At 35.6% G+C, this 12,615-nt stretch carries 15 protein-coding genes and 1 other annotated feature; of the genes, 11 read left to right on the top strand and 4 right to left on the bottom strand.

Going from position 1 to position 12,615, the window contains the following annotated elements; translation table 11 throughout:
- Positions 1 to 289: 289 nt before the first annotated feature.
- Complete coding sequence (locus tag AC1DTM_RS02025; RefSeq protein WP_002112718.1) at positions 290 to 751, bottom strand: L,D-transpeptidase; 462 nt, start codon at positions 749 to 751, stop codon at positions 290 to 292.
- A gap of 30 nt (positions 752 to 781) precedes the next feature.
- On the bottom strand, positions 782 to 1,225 hold the full coding sequence (locus AC1DTM_RS02020; RefSeq protein ID WP_016106556.1) for a DUF3978 family protein: 444 nt from the start codon (positions 1,223 to 1,225) through the stop codon (positions 782 to 784).
- Positions 1,226 to 1,639: 414 nt separating this feature from the next.
- On the opposite strand from AC1DTM_RS02020, the gene AC1DTM_RS02015 reads away from it, so the two are divergent.
- The 5 genes from AC1DTM_RS02015 (at position 1,640) to AC1DTM_RS01995 (ending at position 4,934) form a co-directional block, all read left to right on the top strand.
- A complete protein-coding gene (locus AC1DTM_RS02015; protein ID WP_016106555.1) occupies positions 1,640 to 2,254 on the top strand; it encodes a DedA family protein in 615 nt (204 codons plus the stop codon).
- A 422-nt stretch (positions 2,255 to 2,676) separates the two neighbouring features.
- Positions 2,677 to 2,898, top strand: a complete 222-nt coding sequence (locus AC1DTM_RS02010; protein WP_002089441.1) for a helix-turn-helix transcriptional regulator — start codon at positions 2,677 to 2,679, stop codon at positions 2,896 to 2,898.
- Positions 2,888 to 3,601, top strand: a complete 714-nt coding sequence (locus AC1DTM_RS02005; protein ID WP_372343017.1) for a DUF3169 family protein — start codon at positions 2,888 to 2,890, stop codon at positions 3,599 to 3,601. The genes AC1DTM_RS02010 and AC1DTM_RS02005 overlap by 11 nt, the downstream gene beginning before the upstream one ends.
- 13 nt (positions 3,602 to 3,614) lie before the next feature.
- Positions 3,615 to 4,697 carry a M50 family metallopeptidase gene (locus AC1DTM_RS02000; RefSeq protein WP_246907476.1) on the top strand — a complete coding sequence of 361 codons (1,083 nt, stop codon included), beginning with the start codon at positions 3,615 to 3,617 and terminating at the stop codon, positions 4,695 to 4,697.
- A 96-nt stretch (positions 4,698 to 4,793) separates the two neighbouring features.
- Positions 4,794 to 4,934: a DUF3985 family protein gene (locus tag AC1DTM_RS01995; RefSeq protein ID WP_002159971.1), complete on the top strand. Its 141-nt coding sequence runs from the start codon at positions 4,794 to 4,796 to the stop codon at positions 4,932 to 4,934.
- Positions 4,935 to 5,138: 204 nt separating this feature from the next.
- On the opposite strand, the gene AC1DTM_RS01990 is transcribed toward AC1DTM_RS01995, so the two are convergent.
- The gene (locus tag AC1DTM_RS01990) at positions 5,139 to 5,525 is read right to left on the bottom strand and encodes a DUF3938 domain-containing protein (RefSeq protein ID WP_002159972.1); all 387 of its coding nucleotides are present in this window, start codon (positions 5,523 to 5,525) and stop codon (positions 5,139 to 5,141) included.
- Between the two features lie 342 nt (positions 5,526 to 5,867).
- A complete protein-coding gene (locus tag AC1DTM_RS01985; protein ID WP_002145016.1) occupies positions 5,868 to 6,761 on the bottom strand; it encodes a YitT family protein in 894 nt (297 codons plus the stop codon).
- A 274-nt stretch (positions 6,762 to 7,035) separates the two neighbouring features.
- Here AC1DTM_RS01985 and AC1DTM_RS01980 point away from each other — a divergent pair, with 274 nt between their 5' ends.
- The 6 genes from AC1DTM_RS01980 (at position 7,036) to AC1DTM_RS01955 (ending at position 12,607) form a co-directional block, all read left to right on the top strand.
- On the top strand, positions 7,036 to 7,320 hold the full coding sequence (locus AC1DTM_RS01980) for a hypothetical protein (RefSeq protein ID WP_002112708.1): 285 nt from the start codon (positions 7,036 to 7,038) through the stop codon (positions 7,318 to 7,320).
- Positions 7,321 to 7,348: 28 nt separating this feature from the next.
- Positions 7,349 to 8,131, top strand: coding sequence for a membrane protein insertase YidC (locus tag AC1DTM_RS01975; RefSeq protein ID WP_002112707.1), 783 nt, complete (start codon positions 7,349 to 7,351; stop codon positions 8,129 to 8,131).
- Positions 8,132 to 8,331: 200 nt separating this feature from the next.
- Positions 8,332 to 9,150, top strand: a complete 819-nt coding sequence (locus AC1DTM_RS01970) for a hypothetical protein (protein ID WP_246907478.1) — start codon at positions 8,332 to 8,334, stop codon at positions 9,148 to 9,150.
- 291 nt (positions 9,151 to 9,441) lie between these two features.
- Positions 9,442 to 9,678: a binding site (T-box leader), on the top strand.
- A 65-nt stretch (positions 9,679 to 9,743) separates the two neighbouring features.
- The gene (locus AC1DTM_RS01965) at positions 9,744 to 11,057 is read left to right on the top strand and encodes an APC family permease (protein WP_002159975.1); all 1,314 of its coding nucleotides are present in this window, start codon (positions 9,744 to 9,746) and stop codon (positions 11,055 to 11,057) included.
- Between the two features lie 49 nt (positions 11,058 to 11,106).
- Entirely contained in the window at positions 11,107 to 12,351 is a 1,245-nt protein-coding gene (locus tag AC1DTM_RS01960) for an MFS transporter (protein WP_477000019.1), read from the top strand.
- A gap of 79 nt (positions 12,352 to 12,430) precedes the next feature.
- Positions 12,431 to 12,607 carry a hypothetical protein gene (locus tag AC1DTM_RS01955; RefSeq protein ID WP_246907484.1) on the top strand — a complete coding sequence of 59 codons (177 nt, stop codon included), beginning with the start codon at positions 12,431 to 12,433 and terminating at the stop codon, positions 12,605 to 12,607.
- Positions 12,608 to 12,615 lie beyond the last annotated feature (8 nt).

Below are 12,615 nucleotides of genomic sequence, written 5' to 3'. Positions count from 1 at the left end.
ACATATAATAAGCCCCCGCTATAAAATAATCATAAAAGTAGCAAGGGGAGTTGTTTATTGGAACTGAATATTTCAGTATCACAGTAGTTCTATTATAGTATGCAGTGTGAAATTTATAAAATATTATAACTGTATAATTTTAATATCTATGTTTATTAATGTTTTTATGCTATTTAGTGCAGTCTACTCTCATTATATATGCAAGTAGAGTTGTTTAGCTACTGTAAATGAATAAATAAAATAAGCCAAGATATAAAATTCTTGGCTACATGTAAATCTTGTTCATAGGTTATTTTACAGTGACAGTGGCACGTTCTTGAATACGTTCAAATAACCAATGTATATCATTGTTATACATGCGAATACAGCCAAGTGTTGTAGCTTTGCCAATCGCTTGATTGTTGTTAGTCCCATGAATCGCATACGTTGTTCCGTATGTTCCTGCCATATTTAATCCGAGCCAACGGTCACCAAGTGGATTACGTGGATCGCCGCCTTTAATATGTCCTGTATAATAAGGACGGTTTTTAATTTTATTTACCACTTGAAAAGTACCTTTAGGTGTAGGTGTTGCTGTTTTGCCAGTAGCGACAGTGAAGCTTTTTATAAACTTTCCATTTTGATAGAAATCCATTTTATTTAATTTCGTGTCAACGATAAGCTGTTCGTTAGTTGAAGCTGCTTCCGCAGACATATATGGAACAGTTAAAAAACCTAACGATAACATTATAGTTACTAGTAATTTTTTCATTGATATTCTCCTTTTACTATTTTAGTAGTATTACATGCAATGAATTTGTAATCCTCGTAATGCTTGATGTACGTTTTCATTTAGTGATTCAAAAAAAGCAGTGATTTTTGTATTATGTTTGTTGTTTTTATCAATGAGCAATCTTTCATTTAGTAAAAGCTCACCGTGTAGTCCGAAGCTCTGTACTTGAATACTCATTTCATCTTCTGTTTCAGAAATCATAGGTAAGAAATAGTGAAACGCTTTCGTTGGAATGATATAACTTTTTCCAATCATGCTTTCTTGATTAGAATTAGTCCATTTTTTCGTGACAATTTTAATATTCTTTTTAGAAACGACAAAAGATAGCGTTGTGGATTTTGTTAAACTTACGTCAAATTCATTTGTTTCACATATGTGTAAATTAAAAATCGTTTCATTTGGATGAGATTCAATATTGGTATTAATAAAATCGTGCATTTTATAAGCTTCCATTCTTATTCTCCCTTTTTTCATTTTCAGAAAGCGATTTATATTTATTCAATTTAATGTTTAGGTTATATAGTAGTAAAAGTTTTCAACAAATTCCGATATAATCTTACAATACGTATATGAAGCTAATATGAAGTTAGTATGAGTTTGTTATGGTTTTTTATAGAGAACAAAATGAGGCGATTTCCGAGTGCTAAAAACTGGATAAAATTTGTATATTAACGTCTCTCGCCATTGTAATAGGTAGGTGCCATCCCGTTTTAAAACAGTAATTTATATAATTAAATAAAGAACAGAAAACTTTAGCATGAGCCTTACAAAAATGTAATAAAAATGTAAGCTATTGTGATAGTTATTTCGACAATTTTTTTATACAATAATAGTAACAAGTTGTACGTGGATGAAAGGGGAGATGACATGGAATGGGTTCATGAATTATTTCAGCAATACGGGTATTATGTAGTACTTGTAGGTTTGCTGTTAGAATATATTGCACTTCCGTTTCCGGGAGAGCCCACATTAGCATATGCGGGATTTTTAGCACAGAAGGGTGACCTAAGTTTACCTATTTTAATTATCCTATCCTTTATTGGGACAAGTGTAGGAATGACAATCCAATACTTTTTAGGAAATAAGCTTGGTATGCCTTTTGTTCAAAAATACGGGAAGTACGTATTTTTAACACAAAAAAAAATTGATTTAACGAGAATGTGGTTCGATAAGTATGGCTATTTTCTAATCTTTATCGGTTTCTTCATTCCTGGTGTACGTCATTTTACAGGATACTTTGCAGGTATCATTAACTTACCGTTTCGCCGCTTTGCGATTACAATTTATTCAGGTGCTTTATTCTGGGTATCATTCTTCTTAATTGGTGGCTACTGGTTAGGTGGTAACTTACATGATATTTTCGGATTACTGGGAGATCATATCGGTAAAATCATTTTCGGAGCTATTGTCATTGTAGCAATTACGTTAGGCATTCGTTTCCGCAAACAACTAAAACGAGTATTTTTACAAAACGCAAGTTAATATGAAATCCATTCTATGTCAAAATTTAGGAAGGCAGTGCTTTTGAGCACTGCCTTTTTTATTGTATTTTCCAGTTTGCTTTTATTTTTCCCTCGATACCGTAACCGGTCACTACTATATAATATGTTCCCGTTTTACTAGGTGAAAGTTCGTACGTATCGTTGCTTAGTATGGACATAGGTTCATATTTATTAAATTCACTAGAAAAGCCAGTGCTATAACCTTGGTAGGTGTTATTTTTAGTAATAAGGAAGTTTACGTTAACCCCAATTGTGTAGTTCTTGAAGATTATTATATACGTTATGTCTAGCATAATATATATTCATTTTTGACATATATATACGTCAAAATGACAATGATAATTGACAAAGTGAAGGATATTATTTACAATTTTAATTAAATAAATGAAAAAGAGGTAAAACATGAAGCTTCAAAATCGAGTGAGGGAACTTAGAGCAAAGCATCGTGTATCACAAGGGGATTTAGGTAAAGCGATCGGCTCATCACGGCAAACCATTAGCTTAATTGAGCGTGGGGATTATGCACCGTCTATTGTGTTATCGCTAAAAATTGCACAAATTTTTGGAGTGCCAGTGGAGGAGATATTTATGTTGGTGGAGGGGGAAGATGGAGATGAAGAGTAGGAATAAGGGAAATGGGAAAATGACGGCTATATTGAAGTTGTTAGTAGGAGCAATTTTTGGTGGGTTTATAGGGTATGTAGTAGGGGATATTGCAACAGAGGGTACTAGCAAAATACCTCCTGTTATTAGCATTGCTATGATGAGTGTATTTGGCGTAGCGATTATATATTATATTTGGAAGCGTACAAGAGCGCTCGCACAAACGAAAGATGATGAAGAAAATGTTAAGGGACGAAGATTAGGGATAGCGCTTATTTATTTTCGAGTAATGGAAATTATTATTCCATCATGGTTTGTTTGCTCAGTTATCGCTTTTTATAGAACGTATACGAGTGAGGGGAACTTGCTCTTTGTTAGTGTAAGTATTGTGGTATCTACAGTGTGCTTTATTGCTATAACTTGGTTAGGATCTGTAATGAGGAAAAGGTATAACGCTCTATATCCAGAACAGAGTGTTACGTATTCTCAGTCAATGGAAATGTGGGCAAAGAATGCAGATGAAGGGCAAAAGCAAATTGTTCATGAAGCGGGATATAAGGCATATCAATATACAAATATGACACTTGCTTGTGCGTGGTTGGCGGCGATTGCGTATGCAATTTTAGATGGAAAAGACTTCTTTATGGTCATTATGATTTCGTTCGTTTGGGTATTACATGTTGGAACATATATGTACGAAATGCATAAAAAAATGATTTATTAAGGGGAGAAAAACGGTGTACGTTTTAAGAAGACCTGCTTTTTTAATGTTCGTTGCCTTCGTTTGCTCCACTTTATATGGGCTTATTCGAATAGAAAAAGTACAGCAAGTTATAGAAATATGGGCCTTTTTCGGGATTGCATTGCTAGTGTTAGCTATTCATGAATTAGGGCATGTAATATGTGGTTTGATAGTCGGTTTGAAATTTAAGTTTATGACAGTAGGGCCTATTACTGTTCAAAAAGAAAAGGGAAAAATACGAATTCGAGAAAATAAAATATGGATGTATGTTGGTGGCGTCGCAATGTTAGTACCGCCTTCCACATACACAACGAACCTTTCGAAAAAATGGGCATGGATGACTTTAAGCGGACCATTAACGAGTTTCGTATTTGGCATTGTATCAGGTTACATATATATGGTGAGTTATTACCACATGCTTTTATACTTTTCTGTTTTACACCTTGCAATCTTTGTCGTCACAGCAATTCCAATAAAGGGAACGCTACTAAGCGATGGCATGCAATTTCTCATTTTAATTAAAGATGATGAAAAGGCTAGAGAGCATTTATACACGATTCAAGTATCGAGTGAGTTATTTAGTTACAAAAGACCGGAAGATTGGGATGAGAGATTAATAGAACTTAGTGAGGGGAAATTAAAAGAGGATAAAAGTATAAGCGAGATAATGAGTGGACTTATGCTTGTCTTTTATGCCCGAGCTGATCAAGAGGGAATGGAAAAAGCGATAGTGCATTTAGAGAAAATTGTGCAGTTACCTGTGACAACAGAGAATAAATATTTTGTTGGTAGTTTTCATAGTTGGTATCTTTTATATAAAGTACTGTATCAGGAGGGAAATCTTTCCTTGCAAGAAGCGAAGGAACATGCAAAGGCAATTACAAAAATGGACTTAAATGGGTATTACCGCACACAAGGAATTGTTAAATATTTAGAGGGTGATTTAGAAGCTTCACGCACTTATATGAGGAAAGCTGATAAAGAATTGAAGAGCGCTGAGAAGAGTGAGATAGGATATTTACAATTAGAGAGAGAATGGTTTGAGCAGTTGAAGGAGAGGGTATCTTACGATGGGTGAGGTATCCTCTTTTCTGTATGTAATCTTTTGCCGTTCCATAAAAAGTTCGGGGCGAGTAAAATGAGATAAGAAGAGCAAAGCTTGGAGGAATTATATATGGAAATTTTAGCGATTATTTTGTTAGTCTTGCTCATTTATGTGATTTTTAAAGTGACGTATGTAGCATTGAAAATACTTGCGATCCTGTTAGTTATCTTTTTAATCGTGGAGTTCGGTAGTAAGTTGCTTGGGGGATAGGGTATGTTGCACGTTTTGATTGTCGAAGGATGTCGTTAAATCGATATCCTGTGTCGAAACGTCGATATAATGAAAAAATCGCCGATATAATTGGAGAAACGGTCGATATAATCGAGGAATCGCTGATATATTTCGATAAATACCAAGCGGGGTATGCAAGCGTGGAGAATAGCAAACAAAAAAGCTGGAAGAGTATCTTCCAGCTTAAGAATTGCTTTCAATTTGTTGACCATTTTCTTCTTCGTGGTCTTGTAGTAGGTTGAATACGTCTGCTAGGCAGAATGCGATAAACCAAGTCCATAGACCGTGGAAGAAAGCTGAGCTTAATTGAAGTGGTAATGTATAGTTTGTCATTGAGTAGGAAATACATCCACCAACGATTCCGATCATTGTTAATAACATTGTTTTTTGAGCATTTTCTTCTGGATTGAAGAGGAAGAAAATGTATCCGCCTAAAATTGAAGCGCTTACAAGGGTTTCGATTCCATTAAAAATGATATTCTCCCCAAGTTGAGTGTTTGTCCAGAAACAGATTGCACCGCCGACGATGGCAAATAGGACAGCTAGTGTGTATCGTATATATTGATTCATATATTCATCTCCTTATGTAATAAGATGATTTGGAAGTCAAAAAGGTAGGTATAGTATATTGAAGTGAATTTTAGTTGTACGTATCTTTTTATAAAAAGATCAGTGAAGAATAACTAAGATGAACGGCTTTTGGAAAACCGTTACGTGTATGGTGTCTGAAATATACCCGACTGCTCGTTTCTTTTTGCTTATAAAAATAAGAGAAACTTCCAAGTCTATATACTCTTTTTTGTAAGTCTGCTTTCATTATAACACATTTAGGGGCACAATTATAGAATTATCTGATTTTGTAATAAGTGTAAAAATTAAAAAGCGCAAGGAATTGTAGTTCCTTGCGCTTTTTTATATACGTTTGAAACGGCCGACAATTTCAACTGTTTCAGTAATGTTCATAAATGCTTTATTATCCACTTGGCGGATAATACGTTTCATTTCGCCCAACTCGTAGCGAGTTACGACAGTGTAAATCATTTTTTTCTTATGGTTTGTATAGCCGCCGACAGCATCTACCATTGTCACCCCACGTATGCCGTGATGTAATAGTGAGCTTTTTATTTCCTCACCTTTTTCTGTAATTGTCATTATCGTTAATTTAATATGTTTTGTATGCACGGCATCAATTACTTTGCTGACTACAAACCGACTAATTAACGTATAAAGTGTAATATCCCATCCGAAAATAAATCCTGCTGCAACAAGTAAGATTAAGTTGAATCCAAAGATGATTGCTCCAATTGAAACATCGCGATGTTTCGCTACAATCAATCCAACAACATCAAAACCACCTGTTGAAGAAGCAAATCGGAATATGATTCCTGAGGCAGCACCGCAGATGACACCACCGAATACAGAAGAAAGTAAAATATCGTCTGAGACTTGGTGTACTGGGATAATGTTCATCGCTAAAGATGATACAGCTACAAAGTATGCCGTTAAAAAGGTTGTCTTCTTTCCTAAGTAAAAGTGACTTAAAATAAGAAGCGGAATGTTTAGTAAAAAGATAAGTGCTCCGATATTGTAGTGCATTAAATAACCGATAATCATCCCTACACCAGCGAACCCACCGCTAATCATATTATGCGGGATAAAAAACATATTCATAGAAATTGCATACAAAATAGAAGCTATAAAAATAACAACTAACTGTATCATAAATTCTAAGTGAAATGTTTTAGCTGCTGGGAAGGATAAAAAGGCGGTGTCGGGAACGTAATCGGCGTCTCCTAGTTGACCCATAGTATGTTTCATCTCCATATTCATTTTTGATTACAAGAAGAGAATAAAGCTTTTTTCAAAAACTGGCAATAGTTTTATTATAATACAAAAATTTTATAAATTTCTAACAAATTAAACCTATTCAAAGATACGTGTGAATATACTAAAGAAAGCGAATACATTAGTTTTCTAGCATAATTTTTTGAGAAAATATGCAAAAAAACTTTTGAGAACAAAAGGAAATAGAGAATGTTTGTGGAATGTGCTAAAATGACTTTATTAAGGATGTGAAGCGATGGAATTTTTATTGCAGGATGCAATTCTATATATATCGTTTGTAACGACGGCGCTTTGTTTATTAGAAGTTTTCTTTCTTGCTAACGTTTCTCGCTTTGTGCGTCAGCAAGCATCGAACGGTAGACAGAGAGCGTTTAAACTAGTTGATACGTGTGAAGAGGGTACAAGAAATGTACCGCTATTTTCTATTTTTTATAAATATGGAATGATTCGTTCTGTCCGCAGACAAGAATCGAGTGGAGAGAGTGACGAGGTAGGTCCGTATACACCAATGTTTCGCTAATTAATTACGAAACATTGGAGGAATGAACATGTTAAAATCATACCGAGCTAGGCTCATTAGTTTATCATTATTACTTGTTTTTGTTTTATCTGGCTGCAGTAATGCAGGTACAATTGATTCACATAGTACGGGAATTTGGAACCATTATTTCGTATATCCAATCTCATTTATGATTCAATTTGTTGCTCATCATATACCTGGAGCTAGCTTCGGGATTGCAATCATTATCATTACGCTTGTTGTTCGTTCAGCGATGATTCCATTAGCTGTTTCGCAATATCGTAGCCAAGCGAAAATGAAAAAAATGCAACCTGAATTACAGAAGCTGAAACAGAAATACGGTGATGTGGGTAAAGATCTTGAAAAACAAAAGCAGTATCAAAAAGAAATGTCAGAACTAATGAAATCAGGCGGTTGGAATCCGTTAGCTGGGTGCTGGCCAATCTTTATACAAATGCCGATTTTCTCTGCTTTGTATTATGCGATTAGCCGAACTGAAGAGATTCGTACATCTTCATTTTTATGGGTGAACCTAGGACATGCAGATCCATATCATATATTACCGATTATCGCAGCGTTAACAACATTTATTCAAATGAAGGTGTTCCAATCAAATATAACGCCTGGAGAGCAAGTACAAATGCTGAAAATACAGCAAATTATGATGCCAGCAATGATTTTGTTTATGGGTATTGCGGCACCATCAGGACTTGTGCTGTACTGGATTACAGGTAATTTATTTACAATGACACAAACAATTGTATTAAGAAAAGTAATGGAACGTGAAGAAGTACAATTACAAAATGCTTAGAAAAACGCCGCTCGTGATGAGCGGTGTTTTTTTGTCCCGATTGGTTTGGGCTAATAATTAGTGGAGGATGGACAAATCCCCCCACTAGTTAAAGTTTCACTTTATTTAAATCGTTAAGGAAATTTTAAGAAACCAACATTACTATAGGCGTTGTATACGAAAGTGTACATGCTTTAGAAATATGAAGGAGGAAATTTCCTATGAAGAAAAAAACAGTTGGGTATGTAGCAATTGCAGGTGCTTTATCATTTGGAATTATAGGAGGAGCTTGCATACCAGCGTTTGCGGCAACTAATACTCCAGCAGCTGAGCAAGTTACAAAAGGAACTGCAAAGAAGAATTTAGATGAGGCGACAAAACAAAAAGTAAAAACGATTATGGACGATACAAAGAAACAGTTAGAGGAACTAGGTGTGAACTTACCAGAGAAGGGTAATCGCAAGGAAATGTTTGCGGGATTAGATGATCAGGCGAAAGAAAAAGCGAAGTCGATTTTAGAGCAAGGGAAGTCTGGAACATTAACTCGTGAGCAAGTGAAAGAGAAATTGAAAGAGTTAGGCGTGAACTTACCAGAGAAAGGTAAGCACAAGGAAATATTTGCAGGATTAGATGATCAGGCGAAAGAAAAAGTGAAGTCAATTTTAGAGCAAGAAAAGTCTGGAGCATTAACACGTGAGCAAGTGAAAGAGAAGTTGAAAGAGTTAGGCGTAAACTTACCAGAGAAAGGTAAGCACAAAGAAATGCTTGCAGATTTAGATGAAGCGACAAAAGAAAAAGTGAAGTCGATTTTAGAGCAAGGGAAGTCTGGAGCATTAACACGTGAGCAAGTGAAAGAGAAGTTGAAAGAGTTAGGCGTAAACCTCCCAGAGAAAGAGAAGCATGAAGACATCTTTACGGGATTAGATGAAGCGACAAAAGAAAAAGCGAAAGCAATTTTAGAGAATGAAAAGAAAAAATTAGAGGAATTGAATGTTGATTTGCCACATCATAAATTTTTTATGAAAAATGAAGATAAATAATTGAACTATGTCGTATCTTTCGTGTGGGCAACCGAAAGGTACATATGTGAGGAGGCTGTCTTTGGAACAGCTTCCTCTTATTGTGTAGGTTACTATTGTTGTCGTTTTTTGTTGGGAAGTCTATATAATTTCATTTACCCTCTCACGTTGTTCACGGGAGAGCAAATTAGAGAAATATGGTAACTTCTGTTATAATATAAGGAGAGAACTATTTCTTATGTTATATAAAAAAAATATATTGATTTTTTCTAACAATTCAATATAATGAACAATAACTACAAAATTCGACATCAAGAAGTGATGATGAGGATATGATCAATTTTTTACGATTCTCAGAGAGGGAGGCCTTTGGCTGTGAGCTTCCTAATACGGGAAAATCGATTACCACCTCTGAACTGCAGCAGTGAACGGATATCTAGTAATTGCTTGCCGGCAAAAACCGTTATTTAGACTTGAGAAATTGGTGAAGTGTGTCACTTTACTAATTGAAACAAGGGTGGAACCACGAATAAAACACTCGTCCCTTTTTTAGGGAGGAGTGTTTTTTTATTTCATTTTTGCATCACACTAGAATTGGAAGGAGGATACGCAGCATGCATCATGATGAGAAAAACAAAATTGGTTTAACAGTGGCACTATCTATCGTAGTAGGAACTATTATTGGGTCGGGTGTGTTTATGAAACCAGGGAGCGTATTAGATTACTCAGGGAGTTCTAATATGGCTATTTTTGCTTGGGTAATTGGCGGTCTGTTGACGTTAGCAAGTGGTTTAACAGTAGCCGAAATTGGAGCGCAAATTCCGAAAAATGGTGGGTTGTATACGTATTTAGAGGAGATTTACGGAAGTTTTTGGGGGTATTTATCTGGCTGGATGCAAACAATTGTTTATGGACCAGCTATTATTGGAACGTTAGGTTTGTATTTTAGTTCTTTAATGATCAATTTTTTCTATTTAGATAAAGTCTGGAATTTACCAATCGCAATTGGAACAGTTGTGTTCCTAGGCGTTATAAATAGTTTGGGAACAAAATATGGGGGCATCGTCCAAACGGTTACGACAGTTGGGAAGATGATTCCAATTATATTAATTGTTGTGCTAGGGTTTTGGAAAGGGAATAGTGATATCTTCAACGTAGTTGTACCGATATCAGAAAATCAAAGTATCGGGATGGCAATTTTAGCAACTTTATTTGCCTATGATGGTTGGATTTTACTTGCTTCTATTGGCGGAGAAATGAAGAACCCAACAAAGTTATTACCAAAGGCAATGACAATTGGGATTTTAATTGTAACAGCTGCTTACGTATTAATTAACTTAGCGTTACTAAATGTATTACCAGCAGCGAAAATTGTGGACCTTGGAGAAAACGCAACGGCGACAGCTGCGGGCATGTTACTTGGAGAATATGGCGGGAAAATTATTAGTATTGGTATTATCATTTCTATTTTCGGCTGTTTAAATGGAAAGATTTTAACGTTCCCACGTATTCCGATGTCGATGGCAGAGCGTGGACACCTTCCGTTTTCTAAGTTTATCGCAAAGGCACACGAGAAGTTTAAAACACCAGCGAATGCGATTACTGTTGAAATCATATTAGGAATTATTTTAATGCTTATTAGTGATCCGAATAAGCTATCTGAGATTTCCGTATTCATTATTTATATTTTCTATGTAATGACATTTATAGGTGTCTTCATTTTAAGAAAGCGTAACAAGGATAAAGAGCGTGCATATAGTGTACCGTTATTCCCGATTGTACCAATCGTTGCGATTTTAGGATCGTTATTTGTACTTGGAAGTGCGATTATTAACGATCCGGTAAGTTGCTTCTTATCAATTGGAATTGTATTTACTGGACTTCCGGTGTATTGGTACTTAAATAAGAAGAAAGAAACTGGAGTTTAATGATTGAAGGGCAGGCGTATAATACGCCTGCTTTTTTGCTGTAAAAAAATTGTACTTGCGTCCACTTTCTCTTTTGGTTACTATAATAGTAGTAACCAAAAGAGAAAGTGTGGGGAAAGACTTGAATTTTCGTGTGTATATTTTAGCTATTGCGGCTTTTGTAGTCGGAACGGTTGAGCTAATTATAGGAGGAACGCTTGATTTAGTTGCCAATGATTTAGGTGTGTCGATTAGTGCAGCTGGTCAGCTTATTACAATATTTTCAGTAGTATTCGCTCTATCAGGGCCAGTTTTATTAGCATTAACAGGCAAGTTTGAAAGAAAGAAATTGTATGTTGTGGCATTATCAATTTTCTTAATTGGAAATATCATTTCGGCATTTAGTGTGAATTACGGGATGTTAATGTTCTCGAGAGTAATTTGTGCAGCGAGTGGATCGCTTATTATTGCACTATCGGTAACACTTGCTTCTAGTGTAGTAGAGCCGCATTTTCGTGCGCGTGCAATTGGAATCATTTTCATGGGTATTAGTGGATCACTCGTACTTGGAGTACCGCTCGGTCTTGTGCTCGGAAATGCATATGGATGGCGTGCACCATTTGTATTAATTTCAATATTAACTGTTATGGCGATTGCTTGTATTTCATTATTCTTAACGAAAGTACCACCGACATCGGTATTATCAATAAGAGAACAAATCGCTACGTTAAAGGATAAAAAAATTGTAAGTGCACAGTTAACATCATTTTTATTTTTAACAGGTCATTTAACGCTATACGCATATTTAACGCCGTTTTTAAAAGATGTGATGCATGTTGAAGCAAATTGGATTAGTGTGTTTTACTTCATTTTCGGAATTGCAGCGGTACTTGGAGGTGGCCTTGGCGGCTGGCTTGCTGATAAATGGGGATCGAAGAAAAGTATTATTTCCATCATTATCGTATTTGCATGTGCTATCTTCCTATTGCCACTAATGACATTCTCATTTCCGCTCTTTATCATTATGATGGGCTTATGGAGTATGCTGAGCTGGGCGATTTCACCAGCGCAACAAAATTATTTAATTGAAATTGCACCGGAATCAGCTGGTATTCAGCAAGGATTAAATAACTCTGCACTTCACTTAGGAATTGCACTTGGTTCAACAGTGGGCGGAGTTGTTATTGAAAAATCATCTGTTATATATAACGCTTGGGTAGGCGGCGTTTTCATTATATTGGCACTGCTTTGTGCGATTTTCTCTATTACGAGAGGACGCTCGAATCAGCTTACGAAAGAAGAATMTATCGTTTGATAGGTTCTTTTTTTTGTGTAAAAAATTGCAGGGGTTAGTAGAGAAATGAAGAAGGAAGTATATAGCGAGGTGATAGTATATGGATTATTCAATTATTGGTTTTATATTCACAGTACTTCCGTTATTTGTGATTGTTTTTGTATTTAGATGGGTTCGTTTCCTCTATCAAAATTCAGAGAAACAAGTAGAGCAAAATGAGAAAATCATTGAGCTTTTGATGGGGATAAAAGAACAAAATGAAAAGGAGTCTAGGTGAAAAACTAG

Source organism: Bacillus sp. P4_D3 (genome assembly GCF_056401855.1).
Note: the sequence above shows the minus strand (reverse complement) of the source record. Positions and strands in the feature narration are given on the sequence as shown.

Coding starts and splice junctions, on each gene's coding strand:
- AC1DTM_RS02025 (WP_002112718.1), bottom strand. CDS start 751: ATGAAAAAATTACTAGTAACTATAATGTTATCGTTAGGTTTTTTAACT.
- AC1DTM_RS02020 (WP_016106556.1), bottom strand. CDS start 1,225: ATGGAAGCTTATAAAATGCACGATTTTATTAATACCAATATTGAATCT.
- AC1DTM_RS02015 (WP_016106555.1), top strand. CDS start 1,640: ATGGAATGGGTTCATGAATTATTTCAGCAATACGGGTATTATGTAGTA.
- AC1DTM_RS02010 (WP_002089441.1), top strand. CDS start 2,677: ATGAAGCTTCAAAATCGAGTGAGGGAACTTAGAGCAAAGCATCGTGTA.
- AC1DTM_RS02005 (WP_372343017.1), top strand. CDS start 2,888: ATGAAGAGTAGGAATAAGGGAAATGGGAAAATGACGGCTATATTGAAG.
- AC1DTM_RS01995 (WP_002159971.1), top strand. CDS start 4,794: ATGGAAATTTTAGCGATTATTTTGTTAGTCTTGCTCATTTATGTGATT.
- AC1DTM_RS01990 (WP_002159972.1), bottom strand. CDS start 5,525: ATGAATCAATATATACGATACACACTAGCTGTCCTATTTGCCATCGTC.
- AC1DTM_RS01985 (WP_002145016.1), bottom strand. CDS start 6,761: ATGGGTCAACTAGGAGACGCCGATTACGTTCCCGACACCGCCTTTTTA.
- AC1DTM_RS01980 (WP_002112708.1), top strand. CDS start 7,036: ATGGAATTTTTATTGCAGGATGCAATTCTATATATATCGTTTGTAACG.
- AC1DTM_RS01975 (WP_002112707.1), top strand. CDS start 7,349: ATGTTAAAATCATACCGAGCTAGGCTCATTAGTTTATCATTATTACTT.
- AC1DTM_RS01970 (WP_246907478.1), top strand. CDS start 8,332: ATGAAGAAAAAAACAGTTGGGTATGTAGCAATTGCAGGTGCTTTATCA.
- AC1DTM_RS01965 (WP_002159975.1), top strand. CDS start 9,744: ATGCATCATGATGAGAAAAACAAAATTGGTTTAACAGTGGCACTATCT.
- AC1DTM_RS01955 (WP_246907484.1), top strand. CDS start 12,431: ATGGATTATTCAATTATTGGTTTTATATTCACAGTACTTCCGTTATTT.